The 24,741-nt window shown below is 58.5% G+C and carries 22 protein-coding genes; 12 read left to right on the forward strand and 10 right to left on the reverse strand.

Features of this window, described 5'->3' with window-relative positions; genetic code table 11:
- Nucleotides 1-259 precede the first annotated feature (259 nt).
- On the forward strand, nucleotides 260-1,399 hold the full coding sequence (locus Q1J43_RS11600; RefSeq protein WP_301102658.1) for an ABC transporter substrate-binding protein: 1,140 nt from the start codon (nucleotides 260-262) through the stop codon (nucleotides 1,397-1,399).
- Between the two features lie 64 nt (nucleotides 1,400-1,463).
- The gene (locus tag Q1J43_RS11605; RefSeq protein ID WP_301102659.1) at nucleotides 1,464-3,689 is read left to right on the forward strand and encodes a bifunctional (p)ppGpp synthetase/guanosine-3',5'-bis(diphosphate) 3'-pyrophosphohydrolase; all 2,226 of its coding nucleotides are present in this window, start codon (nucleotides 1,464-1,466) and stop codon (nucleotides 3,687-3,689) included.
- Nucleotides 3,690-3,954: 265 nt separating this feature from the next.
- On the opposite strand, the gene Q1J43_RS11610 is transcribed toward Q1J43_RS11605, so the two are convergent.
- From Q1J43_RS11610 to Q1J43_RS11630, 5 genes are all read right to left on the reverse strand, one after another.
- Nucleotides 3,955-4,959 carry a hypothetical protein gene (locus tag Q1J43_RS11610; protein ID WP_301102660.1) on the reverse strand — a complete coding sequence of 335 codons (1,005 nt, stop codon included), beginning with the start codon at nucleotides 4,957-4,959 and terminating at the stop codon, nucleotides 3,955-3,957.
- Between the two features lie 52 nt (nucleotides 4,960-5,011).
- Nucleotides 5,012-6,268: a TIGR03862 family flavoprotein gene (locus Q1J43_RS11615; RefSeq protein ID WP_301102661.1), complete on the reverse strand. Its 1,257-nt coding sequence runs from the start codon at nucleotides 6,266-6,268 to the stop codon at nucleotides 5,012-5,014.
- Nucleotides 6,247-7,062: a glutamate racemase gene (murI, locus tag Q1J43_RS11620; RefSeq protein ID WP_301102662.1), complete on the reverse strand. Its 816-nt coding sequence runs from the start codon at nucleotides 7,060-7,062 to the stop codon at nucleotides 6,247-6,249. Before murI ends, Q1J43_RS11615 begins: the two co-directional genes overlap by 22 nt.
- The gene (locus Q1J43_RS11625) at nucleotides 7,059-8,192 is read right to left on the reverse strand and encodes an ATP-binding protein (protein ID WP_301102663.1); all 1,134 of its coding nucleotides are present in this window, start codon (nucleotides 8,190-8,192) and stop codon (nucleotides 7,059-7,061) included. The genes murI and Q1J43_RS11625 overlap by 4 nt, the downstream gene beginning before the upstream one ends.
- A gap of 103 nt (nucleotides 8,193-8,295) precedes the next feature.
- Nucleotides 8,296-9,828 carry a fumarate hydratase gene (locus Q1J43_RS11630; protein WP_301102664.1) on the reverse strand — a complete coding sequence of 511 codons (1,533 nt, stop codon included), beginning with the start codon at nucleotides 9,826-9,828 and terminating at the stop codon, nucleotides 8,296-8,298.
- 194 nt (nucleotides 9,829-10,022) lie between these two features.
- Here Q1J43_RS11630 and Q1J43_RS11635 point away from each other — a divergent pair, with 194 nt between their 5' ends.
- The 7 genes from Q1J43_RS11635 to Q1J43_RS11665 all read left to right on the forward strand — a co-directional run bounded on the left by Q1J43_RS11635 (nucleotide 10,023) and on the right by Q1J43_RS11665 (nucleotide 18,187).
- Entirely contained in the window at nucleotides 10,023-11,489 is a 1,467-nt protein-coding gene (locus Q1J43_RS11635; RefSeq protein ID WP_301102665.1) for a C13 family peptidase, read from the forward strand.
- 30 nt (nucleotides 11,490-11,519) lie between these two features.
- Nucleotides 11,520-11,945, forward strand: a complete 426-nt coding sequence (locus tag Q1J43_RS11640; protein WP_301102666.1) for a hotdog fold thioesterase — start codon at nucleotides 11,520-11,522, stop codon at nucleotides 11,943-11,945.
- A 103-nt stretch (nucleotides 11,946-12,048) separates the two neighbouring features.
- Complete coding sequence (gene acs / locus Q1J43_RS11645) at nucleotides 12,049-14,016, forward strand: acetate--CoA ligase (RefSeq protein ID WP_301102667.1); 1,968 nt, start codon at nucleotides 12,049-12,051, stop codon at nucleotides 14,014-14,016.
- A 79-nt stretch (nucleotides 14,017-14,095) separates the two neighbouring features.
- Nucleotides 14,096-16,006 (forward strand): putative nucleotidyltransferase substrate binding domain-containing protein, encoded by a 1,911-nt coding sequence (locus tag Q1J43_RS11650; RefSeq protein ID WP_301102668.1) that lies wholly within the window; start codon nucleotides 14,096-14,098, stop codon nucleotides 16,004-16,006.
- 2 nt (nucleotides 16,007-16,008) lie between these two features.
- Nucleotides 16,009-16,752, forward strand: a complete 744-nt coding sequence (locus Q1J43_RS11655) for a 3'-5' exonuclease (protein WP_301102669.1) — start codon at nucleotides 16,009-16,011, stop codon at nucleotides 16,750-16,752.
- Between the two features lie 105 nt (nucleotides 16,753-16,857).
- On the forward strand, nucleotides 16,858-17,841 hold the full coding sequence (locus Q1J43_RS11660) for an aldolase/citrate lyase family protein (RefSeq protein ID WP_301102670.1): 984 nt from the start codon (nucleotides 16,858-16,860) through the stop codon (nucleotides 17,839-17,841).
- Between the two features lie 4 nt (nucleotides 17,842-17,845).
- On the forward strand, nucleotides 17,846-18,187 hold the full coding sequence (locus tag Q1J43_RS11665; RefSeq protein ID WP_301102671.1) for a nucleotide pyrophosphohydrolase: 342 nt from the start codon (nucleotides 17,846-17,848) through the stop codon (nucleotides 18,185-18,187).
- Between the two features lie 16 nt (nucleotides 18,188-18,203).
- Here Q1J43_RS11665 and rlmJ read toward each other — a convergent pair whose 3' ends face one another.
- The 4 genes from rlmJ to Q1J43_RS11685 form a co-directional block, all read right to left on the reverse strand.
- Nucleotides 18,204-19,049, reverse strand: coding sequence for a 23S rRNA (adenine(2030)-N(6))-methyltransferase RlmJ (rlmJ, locus tag Q1J43_RS11670; protein ID WP_301102672.1), 846 nt, complete (start codon nucleotides 19,047-19,049; stop codon nucleotides 18,204-18,206).
- Between the two features lie 14 nt (nucleotides 19,050-19,063).
- Nucleotides 19,064-19,243, reverse strand: a complete 180-nt coding sequence (locus Q1J43_RS11675; RefSeq protein ID WP_301102673.1) for a hypothetical protein — start codon at nucleotides 19,241-19,243, stop codon at nucleotides 19,064-19,066.
- Between the two features lie 102 nt (nucleotides 19,244-19,345).
- Nucleotides 19,346-19,720 (reverse strand): RNA-binding protein, encoded by a 375-nt coding sequence (locus Q1J43_RS11680; protein WP_301102674.1) that lies wholly within the window; start codon nucleotides 19,718-19,720, stop codon nucleotides 19,346-19,348.
- A gap of 84 nt (nucleotides 19,721-19,804) precedes the next feature.
- The gene (locus tag Q1J43_RS11685) at nucleotides 19,805-21,076 is read right to left on the reverse strand and encodes a nitronate monooxygenase (protein ID WP_301102675.1); all 1,272 of its coding nucleotides are present in this window, start codon (nucleotides 21,074-21,076) and stop codon (nucleotides 19,805-19,807) included.
- A 210-nt stretch (nucleotides 21,077-21,286) separates the two neighbouring features.
- Here Q1J43_RS11685 and folE point away from each other — a divergent pair, with 210 nt between their 5' ends.
- On the forward strand, nucleotides 21,287-21,931 hold the full coding sequence (gene folE, locus Q1J43_RS11690; RefSeq protein ID WP_301102676.1) for a GTP cyclohydrolase I FolE: 645 nt from the start codon (nucleotides 21,287-21,289) through the stop codon (nucleotides 21,929-21,931).
- Nucleotides 21,932-21,946: 15 nt separating this feature from the next.
- On the opposite strand, the gene Q1J43_RS11695 is transcribed toward folE, so the two are convergent.
- Nucleotides 21,947-22,885 carry an AEC family transporter gene (locus Q1J43_RS11695; protein ID WP_301102677.1) on the reverse strand — a complete coding sequence of 313 codons (939 nt, stop codon included), beginning with the start codon at nucleotides 22,883-22,885 and terminating at the stop codon, nucleotides 21,947-21,949.
- A gap of 108 nt (nucleotides 22,886-22,993) precedes the next feature.
- Here Q1J43_RS11695 and Q1J43_RS11700 point away from each other — a divergent pair, with 108 nt between their 5' ends.
- Both Q1J43_RS11700 and Q1J43_RS11705 read left to right on the forward strand, forming a co-directional pair.
- Entirely contained in the window at nucleotides 22,994-23,656 is a 663-nt protein-coding gene (locus tag Q1J43_RS11700; protein WP_301102678.1) for a pseudouridine synthase, read from the forward strand.
- A 126-nt stretch (nucleotides 23,657-23,782) separates the two neighbouring features.
- Nucleotides 23,783-24,721, forward strand: a complete 939-nt coding sequence (locus tag Q1J43_RS11705) for a nucleoside recognition family protein (RefSeq protein ID WP_301102679.1) — start codon at nucleotides 23,783-23,785, stop codon at nucleotides 24,719-24,721.
- Nucleotides 24,722-24,741 lie beyond the last annotated feature (20 nt).

Consider the following 24,741-nt stretch of genomic DNA (forward strand, 5'->3'; position numbering starts at 1 on the left):
AAAGAAATTGCTCGCGGCGTCGAAAATATCGCCCAAACGACAGAACGGAACACGGAGTTGTTGCAAGAATCGGTCGGAGTAGCGCAAGAGCTGCAAACTCTGGCATCATCGCTACAGTCATCGGTCAGTCTGTTCAGAATCTGAAATCGGGTTGGACGCGAAGTGTTGGCGTGTTGGCGGTATGGCGATAGTTGATCGACGATAGGAGCAACAGCGGATTTATTGCTTTGCCAACCCAAATGTAGACGGAGAGTTGATAATGTTGAAACTTCTCAAGCTGGCGGCGCTATTCCTGACCTTGCTGCCATTTGCCGGACAGTCTTTGGCCAGTGGTGAACTTATCGTCATCGGGCAGGTCGCCCCCTTTTCCGGGCCGCTGGCGCCGACCGGCACCCATTTACGCAGTGGTGCACAGCTGTATTTTGACTCAATCAACGCCAGCGGTGGCGTGAACGGCCGCAAGATCCGCCTGGTCACCGTCGACGATGGCTACCAGGCCAGCGAGACCGTGCGCCAGGCCAAGCTTTTGATTTCGGAAGAAAAGCCTGTGGCCCTCTTTGGCACCGTTGGCACTGGCAATGTCGAGCTACTGCTGTCAGAGAAAGTTCTGGTCAACGCCGGGGTTCCGCTAGTCACCGTTCGTACCGGCGGATCTGCGCTGGCCAAGGGCAACAATCCATGGCTCTTCATAACCCGTGCCAGTTATGCCGATGAGATAGCAGCCTTTCTTGAGCTGTATAGCAAGCATGGCTACCAGAATTACGCAGTTCTGTTCCAGAACGATGCCTTTGGTCTCGACGTGATGTCCAGCGTCGAAGAACTGATCGGCAAACACAACGGCAAGATTGTCGTTAAGGCGAGTTACGAGAAGAACACGACCGAAGTTGCCGCCGCCGTCAAGACGATTATCAGAGCATTGCCACAGGCTGTGATCTTGATCGCCAACACCGCAGCGGCTTCCGAATTCATCAAGCAGTCACGGGAGGCTGGCAGCCTAGCCATGTTCTATGTCATGTCTACCGTAGACGCAGCGCAACTGGTGCAGCGTATCGGCAACAAGTTGGCGTATGGCACCGTCATCACCCAGGTCGTTCCCGGCCCGGAAAACGGCCTGGTTCCGATTGCTCGCGAGGTCATGGATCTTTTTGCCAAGTTTAAACCGGTCGACGTCCGCCCCAACCACACCTTCCTTGAGGGCTATCTTGGCGCCAAGATACTGGTTGAAGGACTGCGCCGCGCCGGCCCTAATCCGACAGGAAAGAAACTGCGCGATACCCTTGAGCAAATCAAGGATTACGATGCAGGTGGCGTATCCGTGAATTTCTCACCCAGCCGGCATCTGGGCGTAGACTTTGTCGACATCAACATCATCGGGCGCGATGGTCGCTTGATACGCTGACCAGTGCTTCACGGCGAGCTTAAGTGCTCGCCGGCCCGCCCGGTGGAAGGTTTATAATCGGGCCATGGTTTCTGTCGTCCATTCCGTTGCCGCTCAGAGCGACTTCGAACATTCCCTGTACACTTTGAGTGAAGGCCTTTCCGCTGAAGAGGCAGGGAAGATTCGTCTGGCCGCCGAGTTCGCCCAGTCGGTCTACGGGGAGCGCAAGCTGGGGAGCGGGGAGGGGGTGTGGCAGCATGGTCTGGGTATGGCGCTCATCCTGGGCGGGCTGAAACTGGATGCCGACTGTCGTCTGGCGGCACTGTTATTCGCCGTTCCTGCTTACGAAGAGCAGAGCATCACGCATATCGAGGCGCGCTTCGGTGCGGCGGCGGCAAATCTGGTTGGCGGTGTTTCCCGGCTCAATCGCATGCGCCCGATTACGCGCGGTTTCGTCGCCCATTCGGCGGGCAGTGGTGAACACAATCCGGTTGAGATGAAGGCGCAGATCGAAATCCTGCGCAAGATGTTTCTAGCCGTTGTCGAGGATATCCGCGTCGTGTTGCTCAGGCTCGCTTCGCGTACCCAGACCATGCGTTACTATGCGGTCGAGGACGACGAGCTGCGCGTTCAGGTCGCGCGCGAGACTCTGGATCTCTACTCGCCGCTGGCCAATCGGCTGGGCGTGTGGGAGTTGAAGTGGGAGCTTGAGGATCTCTCGTTCCGTTTTCTGCATCCTGATACCTATAAAGAGATTGCAAAGCAGCTTGACGAAAAACGTGCCGAACGCGAACAGTTCATTGCTGACGCGGTTGAACGCCTGAAACGTGAGCTGACGACTGTCGGTGTCACGGGAGCCGAGGTTTACGGTCGGCCAAAGCATATCTACAGTATCTGGAACAAAATGCGCAAGAAGGACGTCGACTTCTCCGAAGTCTATGACGTTCGTGCCTTGCGTGTGGTCGTCGATGAGGTGAGGGAGTGCTACACGGTACTGGGCATCGTGCATAACATCTGGTCACCGATATCCAAGGAGTTCGACGACTATATTTCGCATCCCAAGGGCAATAATTACCGCTCGCTGCATACGGCGGTGCATTGCCCAGACGGGCGTTCGCTCGAAGTGCAGATCCGCACCCGCGATATGCACAAGCATGCAGAACTCGGCGTTGCGGCGCATTGGCGCTACAAGGAGGGCAGCAAGCACTCGACCGATGGCAACTACGATGAAAAAATCGCCTGGCTACGCCAGTTGTTGACCTGGAAAGACGAGGTTTCTGATTCTTCGGACTGGGTCAAGCACTACAAGAAGGCGGCACTCGACGAGACGATCTACGTCATGACTCCGCAGGGTCGCGTGGTTGATCTGCCGCGCGGCTCAACGCCGGTTGATTTTGCCTATCGTGTGCACACCGATCTGGGCCATCGTTGCCGGGGCGCCAAGGTCAATGGTGCGCTGGTCACGCTCAACACTCAACTCGAGACCGGGCAGCGGGTCGAGATCGTCGTCGCCAAACAAGGCGGGCCCTCGCGTGACTGGCTTAACCCGACGCTCGGCTACCTATTTACCCATCGGGCGCGAGCCAAAGTGCGGCAGTGGTTCTCGACGCGTGCGCTGGAAGAAACGCTGGCCGAAGGGCGCGCCATCGTCAATCGCGAATTGCAGCGCATGGGCGAGACCGGTGCCAGGCTCGATGAGCTTGCCGTCAAGCTGGGCTTTGCCAAGAGCGATGATCTGTTTATCGCGTTGGCGCGCGCCGAATTGAACTTGCGCCAGTTACAGGCCGTAATACGTGGCGCCGAGGCGTTGCCCGATGAGCGCGCTGCCAGCGAAGTGCCGGTACGTAAGCACAAGGCCAGTGATGAAGCCGAGAAAGGCATTCTGATTGTCGGTGTTGATAAGTTGCTAACCCAGCTCGCTGGCTGTTGCAAGCCGGCGCCGCCTGATCCGATTGTCGGATTTGTCACGCGCGGCAAGGGTGTGTCGATTCACCGCGCCGACTGTCCCAACTTTGTCAACATGCAGACGATGCAACCGGAACGGGTGATCGAAACAGGGTGGGGCGGCCAGACCGACGGTATTTTTGCCGTCGATATCGTCGTTGATGCCAATGATCGGCAGGGTCTGCTACGCGACATTTCTGAAGTGCTGACGCGCGAGAAGATCAATGTGATTGCGGTCAATACGCAATCGAAGCAGGGTGCGGCGCACATGCGATTCACCGCTGAAATCAGCAACGTGGCTCAACTCAGACGCACGCTGGCGCTGCTACATGAGGTTGATGGGGTGGTCGGCGCACGGCGTGCCTGAGGGGCCAATCCTTTATCGTGCCGATGGTGTCTGAGTACGGTCAGTTACGCAACGCATGAAACGATCCGGACAACGCTGGACCCACGATGGTGGCCAAGCCATTTTGACGTTTCGCGCGCTTGCTCAGAGCGATCGCTTTGATGCCGGCTGGCAGACGGTCTCCGCAGCGTATCGGCGCGTCGTCTTGTCCCCGGAAAACGTCGTCCAAATTAATGCATATCGCATCACGTCAGTGTGAGAGTTACACCCAAAGCATTGGGAGAGATCAGATCAGCCCGCGCTGGTTCAGTTCGTCTTTCAGCCAGGCGTAACAGATCGGCGCCGCCACCAGTCCGGGCAGACCAAAGGCGCTTTCCATGACCAGCATGGCCGTGAGTAGTTCCCAGGCTCGGGCGCTGATCTGGGTGCCGACGATTCGCGCATTGAGAAAATATTCGAGCTTGTGGATGACGACGAGGAATGCCAGAGACGAAACGGCAATGGCTGGCGAGTGGGCGAGGCTGACGATGAAGATTACCGTGTTGGAGATCAGGTTGCCGACGATCGGCAACAGGCCGGCGATGAAGGTGACGACAATCATCGTCTTGGTTAACGGTAACGAGACACCAAACAGTGGAAGCATGACAACCAGATAGATTGCCGTCAGCAGGGTGTTGATCGCCGAGATGCGGACCTGGGCGAAAACAATGCGGCGGAAGGCTTCACCCAGGCGGAAAAGGCGTTCGGCCAGCGCCCTGGAGAGTGGGCCGCCGGCATCACTGGTGAAGGCTTCGCGCAGTGAAACCATGGCGCCGATGACCATGCCGATCAGGACGTGCGCCAGTTTGTGGCCGGTTTCCTTGCCGATCCGTTGCAGTTCGGTGGCATGGTCACGCAACCATTGGCTCAGAGCATCGCTGATCCTCGCGCTATCGTTCGGCAGGTAATCAGCCAGCCAGTGCGGGAGCGACGCGCGCGAAGTCTCCAGGATATCGGCCATCTTGGCGAGCAGGGCAGAAAGACTACCGCCCTCGCTGCGCATGTAAGCAACGACGCCAAAGCCGGCGGCTGTTACCGAGCCGACCACCAGCAGTACGACCAGGCCAACCGCCAGAGCCTTGGCGCGCCGGGTCGACAGATGCCAGGCAAAGAGCGGGATGAACGCACGCACCAGCTCATAAACCAGGAGGCCGGAAATCAGCGCTGGCAGCAGGTGGACGTGGAGAACAAAGAAAGTGCCGGATACGGCAAGAATCCAGGCGGCATAGTCGTAGGAAGTTGGTTTGTTCATATGGATTGGTTCAGGGTTGGTATCGTTTCGGGTGTTGAGGTTAGCACGTGATTCAGGCCGGCTGCATCCATTTCAAAGCGCCGAGGCCCGCTGCATGGCCGCTGGACAGGCAGCCAGTGAGCAGATAACCGCCGGTGGGGGCTTCCCAGTCGAGCATTTCGCCGGCGCAGAATACGCCGGGCAGGCTGCGGATCATCAGGTGTTCGTCGAGCGTTTCAAACAGTACGCCGCCAGCGCTGCTGATGGCCTCGTTGAGTGGGCGTGGTGCGTTCAGGCGCAGTGGCAAGGCCTTGATACCCATGGCTAGTGCGCGTGGGTCGGCAACATCCTCGCGCGCCAGGCATTCGTGCAGCAGGGCGGTTTTGACGCCTTTGAGCCCGAGCCGGCTTTGCAAATGACTGGAGAGCGAACGCGAGCCGCGCGGCCGTGCCACCTCGTCGATCACGCGCGGTAAATCGTGGCCGGGCAAGAGGTCGAGTGTGAGCGTGGCGCTGCCGGTCTGTTCGATGGTGTCGCGCAGCGGCACCGAGAGGGCGTAAATCAGGCCACCTTCAACGCCATTTTCGGTGATTACGAATTCGCCTTGCTGCTGGTGCCTTATGCCCATGGCATCGATAATGGAGGCGACGACGGGCTTGACCGGCTGGCCGGCAAAGCCTGTGCGCAGGTGCGTGCTCCAGCCGGCGTCGAAACCGCAGTTGGCGGGGCGCAGCGGGGCGACCGAAACGCCAGCCTGCTCAAGCAGTGGCACCCAGCGCCCGTCCGACCCGAGCTTCGCCCAACTGCCGCCACCAAGGGCCAGCACGACGGCATTAGCTTCGCTGCGCTTCTCTCCTTCGAGGGTGGCAAAGCGAAGCGCATAGTGGCCGTCGACTTGCCGTTCGATGCCACACCAGCGATGACGCACGTGGAAGCGCACGCCAGAGTCGCGCAAGCGGTGCACCCAGGCGCGCAGCAGCGGTGCGGCTTTCATGCCGGCGGGAAATATGCGACCAGAACTGCCGACAAAGGTGTTGATTCCCAGCCCGTGGATCCACTCGCGTAGGTTGTCCGGACCAAAGGCATCGAGCAGTGGTGCGAGGCGCTCCTGGCGGGCGCCGTAGCGGGCGAGGAAAGCGGCGGCGGTTTCCGAATGGGTGATGTTCATGCCGCCCTTGCCGGCCATCAGGAACTTGCGGCCAAGCGAAGGCATGCTCTCGAAAAGCTCAACGTGAATGGTGGTCGCCCCGTTGGCACGGCTGAGTACGTTGGCAGCCATCAGGCCGGCCGGCCCGCCACCGACGATGGCTACTGTTTTTCTGTTTGGCATGGTCTTGTGCAGTCCGTCGATAGGCGCGCCGGACCCGTCAGTCGCGCGGCCAGCCGGTTCAAGCCAAGGGCGGGCAGCGCTGCCTGCAGGCGCTCGGGATGGGCGCTGGCGAGCAGGGTCAGCCGGCCGTGGCCGCGTGCGGCTGTGCCGGCAAGGCGCAGACATTGACGGGAGACTGCGTCGGCGACGTCGACCAGCACGGCGCGTCCGGCAACGATGGGTTCGAGCAGCGGTGCGAGGAAGGCGTAATGGGTGCAGCCCAGAACGATCTGGTCGGCGCCGGCGTCAAGCACGGGCGTCAGTAGTTGGCGGGCGGATTCGGTGAGGCCGGGGTCGTCAAGTTGCAGGGTTTCCACCTTGGTGGCCCAGCTTGGGCAGGGCAGAACGTCGATTTTTACTGCTCCGGAATGCTGCCGGATGAGGCGTGCGAGCCGTTCGCTGCGTGCGGTTGAACTGGTCGTCAGAACGGCAATGCGGCCGCTTTTCGAGGCAGCGACGGCTGGTTTGACGCCCGGCTCGATGCCGATCACCGGGATCTGCGGTAGGCTTGCACGCAGGGCGGAAATAGCGGCAGCGGTCGCTGTATTGCAGGCGACGACGATCAGCGTGCAGCCCTGATCAACGAGCTGGTGGCCAATTTTCAGCACGCGGCTGCGGATCAAGGCGTCGTCCTTGTCGCCATAGGGAAGATGCGCGGTGTCGGCGAGGTAAATGAGATCGGCGTCCGGCAACGATTGCGCGATGGCCGCCAGCACCGACAGGCCGCCAAGCCCGCTGTCGAAGACGCCGATCATGCCGACAATTCCTTCAGCCAGTTGGCCGCGTCCAGAATATGCAGTGGCGCGCGGTACTCTTCCTGGCGCAGGTCGAAGACGAGCTGCACGGCTGCGGCTGCCGGAAAATGGGCGGCGAAGCGGCCAAGGGCGCGGTGGGGCGTGTTGTCCGACAGTTTGCATTCGATCAGATGGCTTAGCCGATTCTCTTCGCTGAGTGCGAAATCGACTTCGGCGCCGTCCTTGGTGCGGATGTAGTGCAGCCCGACAGCCTTGCCTTGCGTGTCCTGCCGGAAATGTACATGTTTGAGCAGCATGGCGGCGACTGCATTTTCAAAGCGGATTCCGGCGTCACCGCGAACCAGTCCGGTATCGAAGAAGTACACCTTCGGTGTCTGCAGAATGGCGCGGGCAATGTTGTGATGCCACGGCTGCACGGCAAAAACGATGTATAGCGCTTGCAGGATGTCGAGATAGCGTTTGAGTGTGGTTGGCGACAGCGCAAGATCGCGGGCGATGGAGGCCAGTGACAGCGGCGAGCCGACGCGCTCGCGCAGAAGCTCGACGAACAGCCGCATAGCGGTAATTTCATGCAGTCGTGAGAATTCGACCACGTCCTCCCGGATCAGGTCGGTGAAGTATTGTCGCCGCCAGCGTTCGGCATCCTCCCTGCTTTCAGCCAGGCACGGTTCGGGGAAGCCACCACGTTCCATCAATCGCGATAGTGCTTCGGCGGGCGTGCCGCCCTGCTGTTCGCACCATTCGCGCACCGAAATCGGATGCAGGCGGTAGGGCAGGTAACGCCCGGCCAGCGAATCGCCGCTCTGCCGCCAGGTTTCCATGCGTGCGCTGCCGGTTACCAACAAAGCTTGCCCCGGCGAGCGGCCATCGACAAGGCCCTTGAGCCAGTTCTTCCAGCCGCGCATCTTGTGGATTTCATCCAGCGCCAGCAGGCGGGTTCGCGCACCCCAGGTTTGCCGTTGCAGAATCGTCCGGTCGGCGGCGACATCCCAGTTAAGGTACTGGGCGGGTGGAAAGCGCTCCATCAACTGACGACAAAGCGTTGTTTTACCCACCTGGCGTGGACCGGTGAGCAACACCATCTTGCGTTGAAGATCGGTGGCAACGAGGTCGTCGAGATAACGCTTCATGTCGACTATTTTATAGATAAATACAAAAAAGTCGCGACTATTTTGCAGTTTGTGGATTAAAAGTCGGCACACGGCCGGCTGCGAAGGAATTTTCAGTCGAAGATCAGTGGGCGGCAGGCTCGGCGTAGGGAATCTTGCCGATCTTGATCTGCCATTCCTTCGGGCCGGTGGTGTGCACTGCCGTGCCGTTTGAATCAACAGCCACGGTGACCGGCATGTCCTGGACGTCAAACTCGTAGATGGCTTCCATGCCCAGGTCGGCAAAGCCGACGACCTTCGCCGTCTTGATCGCTTTGGCGACCAGGTAGGCAGCGCCACCAACGGCCATCATGTAGGCTGACTTGTTGTCCTTGATCGCCTCAATGGCAACCGGGCCGCGCTCGGATTTGCCGATCATCGAAATAAGACCGGTCTTTTCCAGCATCATCCGGGTGAACTTGTCCATGCGTGTGGCTGTTGTCGGGCCGGCCGGTCCGACCACTTCGTCACGTACCGGATCAACCGGGCCGACGTAGTAGATGACGCGGTTGGTGAAGTCGACTGGCAGCTTTTCGCCCTTAGCCAGCATGTCGGCGATGCGCTTGTGCGCGGCGTCTCGACCGGTCAGCATCTTGCCGTTGAGGAGCAGTTTCTGGCCGGGCGTCCACGCGGCAACTTCGGCTTTGCTCAGGGTGTTGAGGTCGACGCGCGTTGCCGTTTTTAGATCCGGCGCCCAGGTCACCGCTGGCCAGTCTTCGAGCTTCGGTGGTTCGAGTTTGGCCGGGCCAGAGCCGTTAAGATGGAAGTGAATGTGGCGCGTCGCAGCGCAGTTGGGCACCAGCGCCACCGGCAGATTGGCGGCGTGGCAGGGGAAGTCGAGCACCTTGACATCGAGCACGGTAGTGAGGCCACCGAGGCCCTGGGCGCCGATGCCCAGCGCGTTGATCTTTTCGTAGAGTTCAAGACGCAGTTCTTCAGCCCTGGTTTTTGCGCCGCGTGCCTTGAGTTCCTGTATGTTCACCGGCGCCATGATCGATTCCTTGGCCATCAGCATGGCTTTTTCCGGCGTGCCGCCGATGCCGACACCGATGATGCCGGGTGGGCACCAGCCGGCGCCCATGGTCGGCACCGTCTTGAGAATCCAGTCGACGAGGTCGTCGGAGGGATTGAGCATGGCGAATTTGGCCTTGGCTTCGGAACCACCGCCTTTGGCGGCGCAAATGACTTCGACGTGATGGCCAGGAACAATTTCAAAATGCACGACGGCCGGCGTATTGTCCTTGGTATTCTTGCGTGTGCCGTAGGGATCGGCAAGCACCGAAGCGCGCAGCGGGTTGTCCGGGTCGGCGTAGGCGCGGCGGACGCCTTCGTTGACCATTTCCTGCAGGCTCATTGTGGCATCCGGCCAGTGCACGTCCATGCCGACCTTGAGAAAGACCATGCCGATGCCGGTATCCTGGCAAATCGGGCGGTGGCCCTCGGCGGACATGCGCGAGTTGGTCAGGATCTGGGCAATCGCATCCTTGGCCGCCGGTGACTCCTCGCGCTGGTAGGCTTCGCCCAGCGCCTTGATAAAATCGAGCGGGTGGTAGTAGCTGATGTACTGGAAGGCATCGGCAATGCTCTGGATGAGATCTTCCTGGCGTATATTGGTCATTTCAGGCTTTCTGTCAGAAGGTACGGGGCAGGGTAAGGCAGGTGGAATTCGTGCCGGCAAGAACTGGTCGCGGCGCTTGCCATGGATGAACCGGGCTGGCGATGATTTTATCATCATTCAATCGCCCCATATGCGGTGTAAAGTGGGGGCCACGTGCGTTGATAAGCGAACTTATTTGTCATGGAGCAGAGTAATTGACTGAATCGAGCAAGGCCGATCCGGCGTTGTGTTCAGTACCTCCAGCCACTGTGCGGGAAGCTGATCTTTCAGGCAGCGTCAGAAGCCTCTTCTCGGATGCCGCGCGTTCCGCCGTTTTCCTGCGGCCACGTTGGCGCAATCTGCCTGCGTCGCCATTGCTCGTTGCGCGATTGACGGTTCTGAATCTGCTTGTCATCGTGCTCGCCGAGCGTCTGATGATTGTGGGTGACGCCACTTTTTATTGGCGAGCGATCGCCAGTGGCTGGTTCGCGTTTGCCGCCATCGCCTGGATCTGCTATCTGATGCGGCCTATCCCTGCGGCGCCAAACGCGGGAGAAGGTGCCTCGTCCAGTGTTCAGCTTGTTTGCCTCGCACTGACACAAAGCGTCCTGATTAATCTGGCCTTCACCGGCGGCTACGCTGCTCTTGTTCGCAGTGAGTTTTATAACTCGGGTTCGCTCGGTAGTGCAGGACAGTGGGCAGTTTTTCTGGCGCCGCAAATCTGGCTATTTATCGCGCAGTTGCTGATGATCTGGCGTGGCGGCAACCGCCACAAGGTTTCTATGCTCGCTGCCGGCATTGTTGCGGCGTACAGCCTGATGCTGGCTTCGACCGCCGACGTGATGCAGTTCTGGTATCCGGACCTGCCCGCCGAGCCAAGGTCTGAGCGCAAAAGGCTGACGCTTACCCAGGAGCGCATGGAAGCCCAACCCGTTTTGTTTGCGCAACGGCTTGCTGAAGTTCAGCCGCAACGCCCCGAGATCGTCGATTTGTATGCCATTACGTTCGCTCCGTATTCCGACGAGGATGTTTTTCACCACGAATCGGCGATGGTCGCCGAGGTGATGGCCAAGCGTTTCGACGCCAAAGGTCGGGGGGTGCAGCTCGTCAATCATGTGGATACCATCGACGCGCTTGCGTGGGCAACAAACCTTAATCTGAAACGCGCCATCCAGGGCATGGCAAGCGTGATGGACAAGGATAACGACATCCTATTCATGCATTTGACATCGCATGGCGGCAGTGGTGGAAAACTATCGGCCAGTTTTTGGCCAATGGACGTTGCACCGTTGACGGCGGTTGATTTGCGAGCATGGCTTGATGAAGCGGGTATCAGGAACCGCGTGATCTCAATTTCAGCGTGCTACTCAGGCAGTTGGATAGAATCACTGGCGAACGACGATACACTGGTGATGACCGCTTCTGACGCTGACCATACATCGTATGGTTGCGGTAGAAAATCAGCGCTGACTTTCTATGGTCGCGCGCTGTTCGACGAACAACTGCGAACACAAACCTTGTCATTTGAAGCAGCGCATGCGGCGATAAGACCGATCATCAAGCAACGCGAAGAAGCCGCAGGCAAAGACGATGGCTACTCCAATCCGCAAATCAAAGTGGGCGCAAACATTCGTGAACGCCTGGCGCAATTACAGCGGCGACTGGAAGCAGTGACGAACTGAGCAACGCTTTCGTACTCCGATAGGACGCTTATGGACATCTGGCATTCACCGATCAGTCTGATCGCACTTAACGAATTGTCCGCCGGCACGGCGGTGGCCCATCTCGGTATCGAGTTCGTCGACTTCGGGCCGGACTGGCTGTCCGGCCGCATGCCGGTCGACCTGCGGACGATTCAGCCCTTTGGCCTGCTGCATGGCGGCGCCTCGGTCCTGTTGGCAGAAACCCTGGGCAGTTGCGCGGGCAATCTGTGTGTTGATGCCACGAAGCACTATTGCATCGGCCAGGAAATCAATGCCAATCACCTGCGTGCCGTGCGCCAGGGCTACGTAACCGGTCGTGCCAGCCCGATTCATCTTGGCCGGACAAGTCAGGTCTGGGAAACTCGTATCAGCGACGAGGACGATTGGCTGGTCTGCATCTCAAGACTGACCATGGCAGTGCTCGATCACCGCTAAGTTTGTGTAAATGATGTGTAAGATTAGGCGCATCTAATCCGTTCCGGTGCGCGCCGGCCGTTATCCAGAAAACCGTTTTTGACCACAGCACAGGAGATTGAAAATGTCACAGAATGAGTCGGTCACGCTTTTTCAGCCGTCTGCCGAGTTCGTCAAGCAGGCAACGATTTCCGGCATGGAGGCTTACCAGGCGCTGTGTGCTGAAGCAGGCAAGGATTACACGGGCTACTGGGCGCGTCTGGCGCGTGAGCATATCAGCTGGAAAACGCCCTTCACGCAGGTGCTCGATGAGTCCAACGCGCCTTTTTTCAAGTGGTTTGCCGATGGCACCTTGAACGCCTCCTACAACTGTCTGGACCGCAACATCGAAGCCGGCCTCGGTGACAAGGTAGCGATCATCTCCGAAACCGATGACGGTGAAGTCAAACGCTTGACCTACAGGGAATTGTTGGCCAAGGTCAATCAGTTGGCCAATGGTCTGCGCGCCAAGGGCATCAAGAAGGGTGACCGCGTCATCATCTACATGGCAATGGGTATTGAGGGGGTTGTCGCCATGCAGGCTTGCGCCCGCATTGGCGCCATTCACTCGGTGGTGTTCGGCGGTTTTTCAGCGCAATCCGTGCGCGACCGCATCAACGATGCCGGCGCTGTCGCCGTGATCACCATGGACGAACAGTGCCGTGGCGGCAAGAAGCTGCCGCTCAAGCCGGCCGTTGATGAGGGAATTGCTCTGGGCGGTTGCGATTCGATTAAGACCGTGATTGTCTTCAAGCGCACGGGTGGCGCTTGCACCATGGTTGCCGGCCGTGATGTCTGGTGGAGTGACGTGATCGCTGGCCAGTCCGACGTCTGCGATCCCGAGTGGGTCAGTGCCGAGCATCCGCTGTTCCTGCTTTACACCTCGGGTTCCACCGGCAAGCCGAAAGGTGTACAGCACTCGACCGGCGGTTATCTGCTGCACGCCGTACTGACCATGAAGTGGACCTTTGATCTGAAGCCGAATGACATATTCTGGTGCACCGCCGACATTGGCTGGGTGACCGGACATACCTACATCACCTACGGCCCGCTGGCCTGTGGCGGCACCCAGATGGTCTTTGAAGGTGTCCCGGTTTATCCTGACGCCGGCCGCTTCTGGAAGATGATTCAGGATCACAAGGTCACCATCTTCTACACTGCGCCGACCGCGATCCGCTCGCTGATCAAGGCTTCCGATACCAATCCGGCGGTCGCTCCAACCAATTACGACCTGTCGTCGCTACGTCTGCTCGGTACGGTGGGCGAGCCGATCAATCCGGCGGCATGGATGTGGTACTACAACGATGTGGGTGGTGGTCGTTGCCCGATCGTCGATACCTTCTGGCAGACGGAAACCGGCGGCCACATGATTACCCCACTGCCCGGCGTGACACCGATGGTGCCGGGTTCGTGTACGCTGCCCTTCCCTGGCATCCACGCGACCATCGTCGATGAAACGGGTACGGAACTTGACTGGGGCAAGGGAGGCCTGTTGGTCGTTACCAAACCGTGGCCGTCGATGATCCGCAACATCTGGAATGATCCTGAGCGTTTCAAGTCCTCCTATTACCCAGCCGATTTCAACGGCAAACTTTATCTTGCTGGCGACGGGTCGGTGCGCGACGTGAATACGGGTTACTTCACCATCACCGGCCGCATCGACGATGTGCTCAATGTCTCCGGTCACCGGATGGGGACCATGGAAATCGAATCAGCGCTGGTTTCGCATCCGAAGGTGGCTGAAGCCGCTGTGGTTGGGCGTCCCGACGATCTGACCGGCGAGGCGATCTGCGCCTTCGTCGTGCTCAAGGGCGCCCGCCCGGTAGGCGAGGCGGCCAGCAAGATGGTCAAGGAATTGCAGGATCACGTTGCCAAGGAAATCGGACCGATTGCCAAGCCGAAAGATATTCGCTTTGGCGAGAACCTGCCAAAGACACGTTCGGGCAAGATTATGCGCCGCCTGCTGCGTTCGCTGGCCAAGGGCGAAGTGGTTGCGCAGGACGTCTCGACGCTGGAAAACCCGGCGATTCTCGAGCAGTTAAGGGCTAACTGATAAAGACCGCTCATCGGGCCGGTACATCTTGTCTGCCGGCCCGAACATTTGCGCAGCAGTTGCCGATCAAGGAGTCGGGATGAGCAATGGTGCGACCCAGATGCTGGTGTCGGCAACGATCGAGTTCCTGCGCTTCTACCCGCCGTTTGACCGCATGGAGCACGAGGCCATGCAGTTTCTCGGTGAGCACGTCAAGCTGGCCTATTACCCCAAGGGTTCGCTGATCCTGTCGCCGGAAACAGGCGTCGTACAGGTGTTCCGCATCGTGCAGCGCGGCAAGGTTCTCGTTCGTCATACCACTGAAGTCAGCGTGATGGACCCATCGTCGCTGACGCTGGGGCCGGGTGAGGGCTTTTCAATCGGCTCGGTAATGGCGCAGCGCCCGACGACCAGCAGCTATACGGCGCTGGAAGACGTTTTTTGCTACGAACTGATGGCCGAGGATTTTTTCGAGTTGATGCAGAAAAGCTCGGTGCTCAATCTCTTCTGTACTCAGTACCTGGCCAGTCTGCTCAGTCAGTCGCGTCAGCAGTTGCAACTGCAATTTTCCCAGCACGTTGCCGAGCAGCAAACGATGAATTCACCGTTGACGGCGATTATCAAGAAGGTACCTCTGTCGGTGACGCCGGATACGCCGATCCGCAAGGTTATCGAGCTAATGGCCGCCGGCAGTATCGGCTCGATGGTCATTGTCGATGACACGCAGCAGCCGGTGGGTATCTTTACCCAATCCGATGTCCTCAAGCGCATTGTGCTGACCGGGGTTAACCTCGATGATCCGATCCGGCGGGTCATGTCGGAAAGCCCGTACACTCTGCCGGTCGCCGCCAATGCCTATGACGCGGTGCTGGCCATGACCATGCACGGTGTCCGCCAGGTGCTGGCGGTTGACGAAGGTGGCCGTTTGCAGGGCGTTATTTCCGAGCGCGATCTCTTTACCCTGCAACGCGTCGGACTGCGCCAGATTCGCCAGGCCATCGATGCTGCGACCAGCATCGACATGCTGCTGCACGCCAGCCAGGATGTGCGTCAGCTTTCACTGAATCTGCTGGCGCAGGGCGTCGGCGCCGAGCAGATCACCCAGTTCATTTCGGCGCTCAACGATACGCTGACCCAGCGCATCATTACGCTCAACCTCGACAAGCATGATCTGTTCGGCATTGAGTGGGCGTGGCTGTCTTTCGGTTCCGAAGGGCGCGACGAACAGACCTTCAGTACCGATCAGGATAACGGGATTGTCTATGTCTGCACCGACATCATGGATCGCGAGCAGACCCAGTTGCGGCTGCTTGATTTCGCCCGTGACGTCAATGCCGATCTTGACGCGTGCGGTTTCCCCCTGTGCACCGGGAAAATCATGGCCAGTAACCCCGATCTGTGCCTCACGCTGGAAGAGTGGGAAGAAAGGTTCGGCCACTGGATCCGTACGCCGGAACCGCAGGCGCTGCTCAATGCGACGATCTTCTTCGATTTCAGGCCGCTGTTTGGAAAATTCAATCTGGCCGATCGCATGCGCCTGACACTGCTGCGGCGGACGCGGAATAATCCGATTTTTCTACGCATGCTGGCGGACAACGCCATCCGCATTGTGCCGCCGCTGGGAACGTTTCGCGATTTCGTGACCGATGCCGATCCGGACCACCCTGGAACCATCGACCTCAAACAATATGGCGCACGGCTGTTCATTGACGCGGCGCGGATATTTGCCATGGCGCATGATGTTACAGCGACCAATACGGTGCAGCGCATCAAGCAGGCGGCGCCGCTGATGAATATTTCAGCCGACAAGGCGGCGGCTATGATTGACGGCTTCAATTTCATCCAACTGATGCGTTTGCGGCACCAGCACGCTGAACAGATGCAAGGACGGGAGGGGGGTAACCTGATCAGGCCGGACGAACTGAATGAGGTCGAGCGGCGCATCCTGAAAGAAGCATTCCGCCAGGCGCGCAAGCTTCAGCAACGTCTCAAGCTTGATTACCAGCTTTGATCATGTCCTGGTTTGCCAATCTTTTCGGTATGGCCCGGGCGCGGCGGGCGCTTGCTCTCGCGCCCGAGCAGCGCGAGGCTCTTGCCAACTGGCAGCAACTGCCGGCGGCGGACCTGAGCTTCATGCACAATCGCGGCCGCTATGTGGTGGTCGATGTCGAGACCAGCGGGCTGAACATGAAGAAAGATCGCCTGATCTCGATCGGCGCTGTGGCGCTGGTCGACGGGCGGATCGATTTTAACGATGTCTTTCAGGTCGTACTGCGGCAGGATCGGGTGAGCACCAACGAGAACATCCTGATGCACGGCATTGGCGGTTCGGCGCAGAGCGAAGGAGTGGAGCCGGCGGCAGCGCTGCTTTCATTTCTCGGCTATCTTGGCAAGGTGCCGCTGGTCGCCTATCACGCCTTTTTTGACCAATCGATGATTGAAAAAACAATGCTGGAGTATCTCGGAGTTGAGCTCGGGCAGACCTGGATCGATCTGGCGTGGGTGCTGCCCAGCCTCTTCCCGAATCCGATCGAATCTCGAGCCACCCTTGATGACTGGCTCAAGCTCTTTGCTATCGAAAACATAGTGCGCCATAACGCCGTTTCGGATGCCTACGCCACCGCCAAGCTGTTGCAGGTGGCTATTGCCGCGAGCAATCAAAAAGGCGTGCTTTCGCCAGCCGGTTTTATCAGAATGGAAAAGGACCGGCAGTTGCCTCACAAAATCGGATCATCAGACGGGCTGGTGTGCGGCTGAAAGGCGCTCGGATCGCCGTGTCGGTCCAGAAAACGATGGGGTTTTTCTTTGACACTGATGCAGTCACGGTAAAATGCTCGTTTTGCTATCTGAGGTATTCTTTCCATGCGACATCCGGGCGACATTCTATTCCCTGGGGAAAAGCCCTTTCCCAGCCTGCCCGCCGTCGACCACTACGCTGGCTCTGAAAAACTAATGAAGAAGGCCTTGCAACTGCAAAACGAGTTGGGGCCCGTCTTCGATATCACCTGCGACTGCGAGGATGGCGCACACGTCGGCGCTGAATGCGAACACGCCGAAATGGCGGCTGCCATCATCATGAGCGACGACAACCGCTATGGCCGCGTTGCAGCGCGCATCCACGACATCACTCACGCCAACTGGCAGCAGGATCTTGATATTCTCGTATCCCTTGCTGGCACTCGTCTGCCCTTCATTACCCTGCCCAAACCACGCGGCGTCGATGATGTGCGCACCCAGATCGCCGCACTGCGCGACGCCGAAGCGGCTGCCGGTCTGCAAGCAGTGATTCCTGTCCATGTTCTCATCGAGACGCTTGGCGCCCTGCACGATGTATGGGAAATCGCCGCGCTCCCTGATGTCGAATCGCTCGATTTTGGCCTGATGGATTTTGTCTCCGGCCACCATGGTGCGATTCCCGGTTCGGCGATGAAGAGTCCGGGACAGTTCGAGCACCCGCTGGTTGCCCGCGCCAAATGCGAAATCACCACGGCGGCGCTGGCCAATGGCGTTGTCCCAACACACAACGTCACCACTGAGTTGAAAGATCTCGACGTGATACGCAACGATGCCCGGCGGGCACGCAACGAATTTGGCTACTTGCGGATGTGGAGCATCCATCCCAACCAGATCATGCCGATCGTCGAAGCCATGCGCCCGGATTTTTCCGAGGTCGAAACCGCCGCCGCCATCCTGATCGCCGCGCAGGATAGGGATTGGGCACCCATTGCCCATGAAGGGCGTTTGCACGACCGCGCCTCATACCGTTATTACTGGGAACTGCTGGCACGTGCACAGGCTATGGCCATGTGCCTGCCAGCCGAGGCCAGGCAGCGTTTCTTTGGCTGACCGGATGAATCTTTCGGCATTGACGCGGGATTTGCTGAAGTTTCGCGATGAGCGAAACTGGGCGCAGTTTCACACGCTGCGTAATCTGATCGTTTCACTCAATCTGGAAGCAGCGGAATTGCTCGAACTGACGCAATGGAAAAGCGATGCGCAAATGTCCGAGTTGTCCAGTGAGGCGCTACGTGACGAATGCGCCGATGTATTGCTCTATCTGCTACTGATCGCCGACAAGGCGGGAATCGATCTGGAAGACGCGGCGCGCAGCAAACTCGAAAAGAACGCAGCGAAATATCCGGTCGAGAAAAGCTACGGGTCGAGCCGCAAATACACACAGCTTGAGGATTGAAGGACTGGCTGACCAATCAGTCTTCCTGTTGCTCCAACGTAAAACCCGCACTGGCATCAAGGCCGAGTACCTCGACCAGATAAGGCATCACTTCGGCCAGCGTGGCGTGTAAGGTCCACGGTGGATTGAGGATGAACATGCCACTGCCGTGCATGCCAAAACTGTCCTTGGCCGGCTCCCTGACGCGCAGCGCCACATGCAGCCAGCTTTTTGCCGGAAGACGTTTCAGGCGCTGGGGCAATTCGTGGGCGTCAAGTCGAGTGAGTTGCGGATACCACAGCGCGTAAGTGCCCGCCGGAAAGCGTACCAAGGATTCTTTCAAAGCGTGAAAAACCCGCTCATAGTCGTGCTTGTCTTCGTAGGCCGGATCGATCAGGACCACGGCGCGACGCGGCGGTGGCGGCAGCAGCGCTTTCAGACCGGCAAAGCCGTCTGTCGGCTCGATAATCACCTGTTTTCCTGCGTCCTGAAAACTTTCCTGCAACAACCGGGCATCCTTGGTGTGCAGTTCAAAGAGGCGCAGGCGGTCCTGCTCGCGCAAAGTCCACAGGGCGAAATACGGCGAACCGGGGTAGGCGAGCAAGCGACGATCCGGATTTACCCTGCGCACCAGGTCGACATAGCCGGCCAGTGCTGCCGGAAGATCATTGCGTCCCCACAAGCGACCGATACCTTCCTTGTATTCGCCAAGCTTGAGCGCATACCCTGTATCCAGTGCATAGATACCGGCCCCGGCATGCGTGTCGATATACCAGAACGGCTTGTCCTTCTGCGCGAGATAACGCGTTAGCTGGACCAGCACAAGGTGTTTGAGGACGTCGGCATGATTGCCGGCGTGGAAGGCATGACGATAACTGAGCATGCTGCACAGATCGATCAGTGGCCAGTGTCACCCGGAACGACATCTGCCTGAGCCGTACCTTCAGGCGAAGACGGATTGCTATCGTCGTCTGAAGGTTTTTTCTCCGCCAGTTTGCGCAGGCGTTTTTCTTCCTGTTTTCTCTTTTTTTCCAGATCTCTCTGGCGCTTTTCGAACGAGTAATTTGGTTTTGCCAAAACAGTATCCCTGATCAGCACAAGTGCCGAATGAAGCACAACAAGAAAACACCGGGAGCTATGTCGGCAATATCAACCGTCAATGCAAACCCTGCGAATAAATCAGTAGCGATTACCGCCGCCACCGCCCGTACCGCCACGGCCAGAGCCATAGGGGCCACGCGCACCGCCACCGCCGCCACCGGGACCGCGACGCGCCCCCGCACCGCCAGCACCACCGCTGCGTGGTTCTTGCGGACGTGCTTCATTGACGGTCAAGGCCCGGCCATCAACGCTCTTGCCGTTGAGCGCAGAAATCGCCGCCTGTGCCTCCTGATCGGAACTCATCTCGACAAAGCCGAAACCTTTCGAGCGCTGCGTTTCGCGATCGGTGATCACTTGTGCCGAAGTTACCGTGCCGTGTACGGCAAACATCTGCTCCAGATCATTTTTGCTAATGTCATAGCTCAGGTTGCCTACGTATAGCTTTGTACCCAATTGAGACGCTCCCAGGTAAGGACGTTGTAAGAGTTACTGCGGAACAATAGCAAGGCCGGACGCTGGAGTCTAACTAAATAATTTTCAAGCAATACGAAGTCTGCCAGGGATCCACTCCGGTAAGGCAATCTGGTTGTCAGTGCTGAACTGATAATCATGGAAAATATGCTCTGTAGTCAGCAACTGGTAGCTACCGTCTTCAAGTTTTCGCGACGTATCCTTCAGGCGATAGGTGTTGTGACCACAGGTCCATAGGTCAAAGTTGCGCATCTGCGTACACAAACAGGTCTTGTCCTTGACCGAGATGCGTTTGATCCCCGGATTCGCCGCCACTTCCTGGTTGTAGGCCGTGATGTAGGAACAACAGCCGTTGGCATCAAGCAGATAACCATAGGCTTCGCAATTGGGGCGAATTCCGTCACCAATGGCCGGACTGTTGCTGAGCATGCGCATCGGGTAACCGGTCGGCGAGATCTGGTTGACCACGATCTGCTCTTCGCTGGCTTTGAAATATATCTGCTGCACGTCCTCCGGTAGCCCACACTCCTTGGCCACGGTAAAGCGCGTCGCCACCTGCACGGCTGCCGCGCCGTTCTCAAGGAAGGCCACCGCATCACTACCAGTGAACACGCCGCCCGCCGGAATCAATGGAATGTCGAGTTTTTCGGTCAGCAGAAACTGGCGGATGTCAGCGACGATGGTCGCCAGATCAAACGCTGCCCAGTCCATGCCAAAACCCAGATGGCCACCGGCCAAGGGACCTTCGACGACGATGTAGTCGGGCAGTCGATTGGTGCGCGCCGTCTTGCGCAGGAAGAGCTGCAAGGCGCGCAATGAGGAAACGATGATGCCCAGCTTGGCATCACGAAAGCGCGGGTGATCCTCGATCAACGCAAAGGATCCGAGGTGCAGGCCGGCCGCCAGCGTGATTCCATCAATGCCGGCGTCAAGCGCCGCCCGCATGCGAATGCGCAAGGTTTCCCTGGGCGCGTTCATGGTCAGCTTTTCCATGCAATTGACGAAAATCAGGCCATCGCCACGTTTGGCCTCCATCGTCTTGCCAACGTGCATTCTGGTCGCTTCCGTCAACTGACCGAGGTCAAACCGCACCACCGACTTGTCCGTGTTGGCCACGTTGAACTTGTATTGCTTGAGTTTTTCTTTGACAAACTTGGCGTTGTATCGCCGGTCAGCCACGGTGTTGACCATGGCGTCGGAAATATGCCCGATACCGCCTAGACGAGCTGCCTCAAGTGCCAATTCGGCCGTCGAAATATCGACCCCCATACCACCGATGACGATTGGCACCAGCTCCTTTTTGCCAAACATCAGACGGAAATCATCAACACGCTTCATCTATGTCCTTCCAGAACCCGAGCAGGCCTGATGCAACGTGACGACAGGCCTTCAAAATAACGCAAGGTCGCCATTATCGCTCATCCAGGGTCGCTGTGGCTGATCAGGTAAATCAAAAAGGCGCGTATGGGCCCTGGCAGCTGACTGAATGCGCGTTTGTTCGGGACGTGTATGATCGTTGGCATCGGCAATTCGTATCGGGAGCAGGCCATGTCTGATTGCAGCGAACACGAGCACCCCCCACACGCTTCATCCGGCATTGGCATTGCGCGCCGCAACGCCTTCGATGTTGTTGCCTTTGAGCAAGCTGTCAGCGACCTGCTCGGCGCCTGCGGCATTGCACCTGACGTCGACCACATGGGCCGCACCCCACAGCGCGTGCGCGAACTCTGGCAAAAGCGCTTGCTCGGCGGTTATGACCTCGACCCGGCCAGCGCGCTGGGCGAAGGCTTTGCCGACCACCGTGGTGACATGGTGATCGTTCGCGGCATCGCCGTGCATGGTGTTTGCCCGCATCACCTGGTGCCCTTCCGCGGACTAGCCCATGTCGCCTATCTGCCGGGTGGGCGTTTGCACGGCTTTGGGCGCATCGCGCGATTGGTCGACGCCATTGGTCACCGTTTCACCTATCAGGAGTGGATGACCCGGGATATTGCCGAAGCCCTGATGGTGCACGGCAAGGCGCGTGGCGCGGCGTGCGTGGTTGAGGCCGAACAATTGTGTCTGCTGCTCGGTGAAGACCGGCGTGGTGACGAACGCGTCATCACCCAGTCTTTCACTGGTGAATTCGAAAGCTCGGATCAGCGCCGCAATGAGTTTCTGCGCACCATTGGCAGTGTTCGCCGCAACGACTGACGTCTGACAGATGGCTTACAGGCTGACCAGCGTCAAGGCCAGCGGCGTCGTCAGGGCGGCCAGCCCGGTCGACAACACCAGGCTGCTGGCAATCGGTCCTTCGAGCACCTTGAATTGCCGCGACATAAGATAAACGTTGGCGCCGATGGCAATCGACGAGAGCAGGACCACCACCTTGGTTTCCATTGGTGGCAGGCCGATCAGCCTGGCCAGCGTCCACACCACGAAGGGCTGGATGAGTAGCTTGATGGCGCAGATTGAGACGCTGATCTTCCAGTTGGCACGCACGCCGTACTCGGCCAACCCCATGCCAAGAGCGATCAACGCCATCGGCGCAGCGGCCTGGCCGACCATGCCAAGAGGTGTCCCGATGGACTCGGGCAGCAGCCAACCAGTCAAGCTGAACAGCGCCCCGCCGACAATGCTGGCGACGACCGGGTTGGTCACAACGCCGAGCAGTGTCTTGGCAAAACCGCGTAGCGAAAAATTGCCGTGCCTGGCCCACTCGATGGAAACGGTCACCAGCGTCCACAGGATTAGCGCGTTGAACACCAGCACCAGCGCTACCGATGGAACCGCCGCATCACCGAGCGCCACTTTAGCCAGCGGCAAACCAAGCAGGACATTGTTGGAAAAAATCCCGCCAAGCGCAAACACCGATTGTGAGACGCCATCGAGTGCAAACAGCTTCCAGGCAATCAACCGACCAAGCACGAAGACAATCAGACAACCGCCAAAGAAGGCCGCCAACAGGCGCGCATCGACCGGCGGCAGTTTTGAAAAATCGCTCATCAGTCGAAACAGCATCGCCGGCAGTGCGACCGAGAAGACGAATTGTGACAGGCTCTCGGACATCACCTTCGGCCAGCCGGAAAAACGCATCAGCGCATAGCCGACAAATACCAGCGAAAAAAGCGGCGCGGCAATCGCCACATGATGCAGGAAGATTTCCATGTCAGTTATCAAATTTTGGCGCACGCTTCTCGCGCAGAGTCAGCATCCACAGATCAATACATCAATTCGCGCGACAATAGGCGCTCACATCATCTAATTCCTTCACCCATGTCACCATTATCACACTTCGCCTGCGTGCCACCCGGCTTCACGCTGATCTATGCCGATCACGCCCTGCTCGTCATCAACAAGCCAAGCGGCCTGCTGTCAGTACCCGGACGCGGTGTGGACAAGCAGGATTGCCTGATCAAGCGGGTACAGGCCGACTACCCGGATGCCTTGATCGTGCATCGCCTGGATTTTGACACCTCGGGTCTGCTCGTTCTGGCGCGCGGCAAGGTAATGCATCGCTGCCTGAGCATTTTGTTTCAGAACCGGCAGGTGGATAAGCGTTACGTTGCCGTGGTCGATGGAAAACTCGCCCAGACGTCCGGCGAAGTCTGCCTGCCGCTCATCGTGGACTGGCCGAACCGCCCTCGCCACAAGGTCGACTTCGAAAGCGGAAAACCGTCGCTCACGCATTATCGAGTGCACAGCTACAATTCCGCAGAACACTGCTCACGCCTCGAACTCACGCCGGAAACCGGACGCACCCACCAGCTCCGTATCCACATGCAGGCGATTGGCCATCCGATTCTTGGCGACTCGCTCTACGCTGACGCCGCCAGCAAAGCGAAGGCAGATCGGCTGCTGCTGCACGCTGAATACCTGGCCTTCGCCCACCCGGAAAACGCAGAGTCATTGAGTTTCAACTGCCCTGCACCGTTCTAGCCCTGGCACACCATACCCAGTCAACAAATAATGACATTGACCCGGCCGTCGACTGGCTGGATACTGCTGATCTAGGGCCGTTGTGGCCGCCAACAATAACGATTGGCTTGCTCAGGGGAACCCGCCATGCAGGAATTTCTCAAAATTCTCTTTGCCTCGGGACAAAAGGGTTTCGAGCTGGCGTTTTTCATTCTGATGCCGATCATGGTCTTCATGATGGCCATCATGCGGGTACTCGACCAGATCGGCGTGCTACGCCGTGTCGCTATCGTCGCCGCCCCCATACTGCTGCTCTTCGGCATCCCTGGTCTGGGCGTTTTCGCCATCGTGCAGATTCTGTTCGTCAGCTTCGCCGCCCCGGCGTCGACCTTCCGCATCATGGACCAGGACGGCGGCATTTCTGACCGCAAGATTGCCGCCAGTTTCGCGGCCATCCTCTGCATGTCGCAAGCCAATGCCACCCTGCCCCTCTCGGCTTTTGGCCTCAACCTGCCGGTAACGATGGGGACTTCGCTGCTTGGCGGCCTCGTCGCCGCCTTTTTGACCTACCGGGTTTTTGCGCGGCATCTGCCTGACAGTCTCGAGAAAACCAATGCCAATGAAATAAAGAAAATCGAAAAAAAACAGAGCCTCGTTCAAATGATCCTCACCGGCGGCGAGGATGGCTTTCAGCTTGTGCTCAAGGCGCTGCCACTATTGGTTCTTGCCGTGCTGTTGGTTAACGTGCTCAAGGCCATCGGCGCCATCCGTTTCATGGAAGGTCTGTTCGGCCCAGTGCTGTTGCTGGTCGGCATTTCAGCGTCTGCGGTGCTGTCCATCATTACCAAATACATCGCTGGCGGTACGGCAATGATGGGGGCAACAATCCCGATGCTCCAGGATCACACGATGAGCGCCGGCGATCTTAACAAGATCGCCGGGTTCATGATCAACACCCTGGACCCGGTCGGAATGGCTGTCCTGGTTTCCGCTGGCAAACGTTTCGCAGCGTTTGCCGTGCCGGCGCTCAAGGGTGCGCTGGTCGGTATTCTCGTCCGCGGCATCCTGCATCTTTGCATTTTCTGACGGCAATCTCCAGCAAGTAA

It is taken from the genome of Propionivibrio sp. (assembly GCF_029255185.1).
In the GTDB taxonomy this organism is placed as follows: domain Bacteria; phylum Pseudomonadota; class Gammaproteobacteria; order Burkholderiales; family Rhodocyclaceae; genus Propionivibrio.

Coding starts and splice junctions, on each gene's coding strand:
- Q1J43_RS11695 (WP_301102677.1), bottom strand. CDS start 22,885: ATGGAAATCTTCCTGCATCATGTGGCGATTGCCGCGCCGCTTTTTTCG.
- Q1J43_RS11700 (WP_301102678.1), top strand. CDS start 22,994: ATGTCACCATTATCACACTTCGCCTGCGTGCCACCCGGCTTCACGCTG.
- Q1J43_RS11605 (WP_301102659.1), top strand. CDS start 1,464: ATGGTTTCTGTCGTCCATTCCGTTGCCGCTCAGAGCGACTTCGAACAT.
- acs (WP_301102667.1), top strand. CDS start 12,049: ATGTCACAGAATGAGTCGGTCACGCTTTTTCAGCCGTCTGCCGAGTTC.
- rlmJ (WP_301102672.1), bottom strand. CDS start 19,049: ATGCTCAGTTATCGTCATGCCTTCCACGCCGGCAATCATGCCGACGTC.
- Q1J43_RS11705 (WP_301102679.1), top strand. CDS start 23,783: ATGCAGGAATTTCTCAAAATTCTCTTTGCCTCGGGACAAAAGGGTTTC.
- Q1J43_RS11685 (WP_301102675.1), bottom strand. CDS start 21,076: ATGAAGCGTGTTGATGATTTCCGTCTGATGTTTGGCAAAAAGGAGCTG.
- folE (WP_301102676.1), top strand. CDS start 21,287: ATGTCTGATTGCAGCGAACACGAGCACCCCCCACACGCTTCATCCGGC.
- Q1J43_RS11625 (WP_301102663.1), bottom strand. CDS start 8,192: ATGAAGCGTTATCTCGACGACCTCGTTGCCACCGATCTTCAACGCAAG.
- Q1J43_RS11630 (WP_301102664.1), bottom strand. CDS start 9,828: ATGACCAATATACGCCAGGAAGATCTCATCCAGAGCATTGCCGATGCC.
- Q1J43_RS11615 (WP_301102661.1), bottom strand. CDS start 6,268: ATGCCAAACAGAAAAACAGTAGCCATCGTCGGTGGCGGGCCGGCCGGC.
- Q1J43_RS11600 (WP_301102658.1), top strand. CDS start 260: ATGTTGAAACTTCTCAAGCTGGCGGCGCTATTCCTGACCTTGCTGCCA.
- Q1J43_RS11640 (WP_301102666.1), top strand. CDS start 11,520: ATGGACATCTGGCATTCACCGATCAGTCTGATCGCACTTAACGAATTG.
- Q1J43_RS11665 (WP_301102671.1), top strand. CDS start 17,846: ATGAATCTTTCGGCATTGACGCGGGATTTGCTGAAGTTTCGCGATGAG.
- Q1J43_RS11610 (WP_301102660.1), bottom strand. CDS start 4,959: ATGAACAAACCAACTTCCTACGACTATGCCGCCTGGATTCTTGCCGTA.
- murI (WP_301102662.1), bottom strand. CDS start 7,062: ATGATCGGCGTCTTCGACAGCGGGCTTGGCGGCCTGTCGGTGCTGGCG.
- Q1J43_RS11655 (WP_301102669.1), top strand. CDS start 16,009: ATGTCCTGGTTTGCCAATCTTTTCGGTATGGCCCGGGCGCGGCGGGCG.
- Q1J43_RS11660 (WP_301102670.1), top strand. CDS start 16,858: ATGCGACATCCGGGCGACATTCTATTCCCTGGGGAAAAGCCCTTTCCC.
- Q1J43_RS11650 (WP_301102668.1), top strand. CDS start 14,096: ATGAGCAATGGTGCGACCCAGATGCTGGTGTCGGCAACGATCGAGTTC.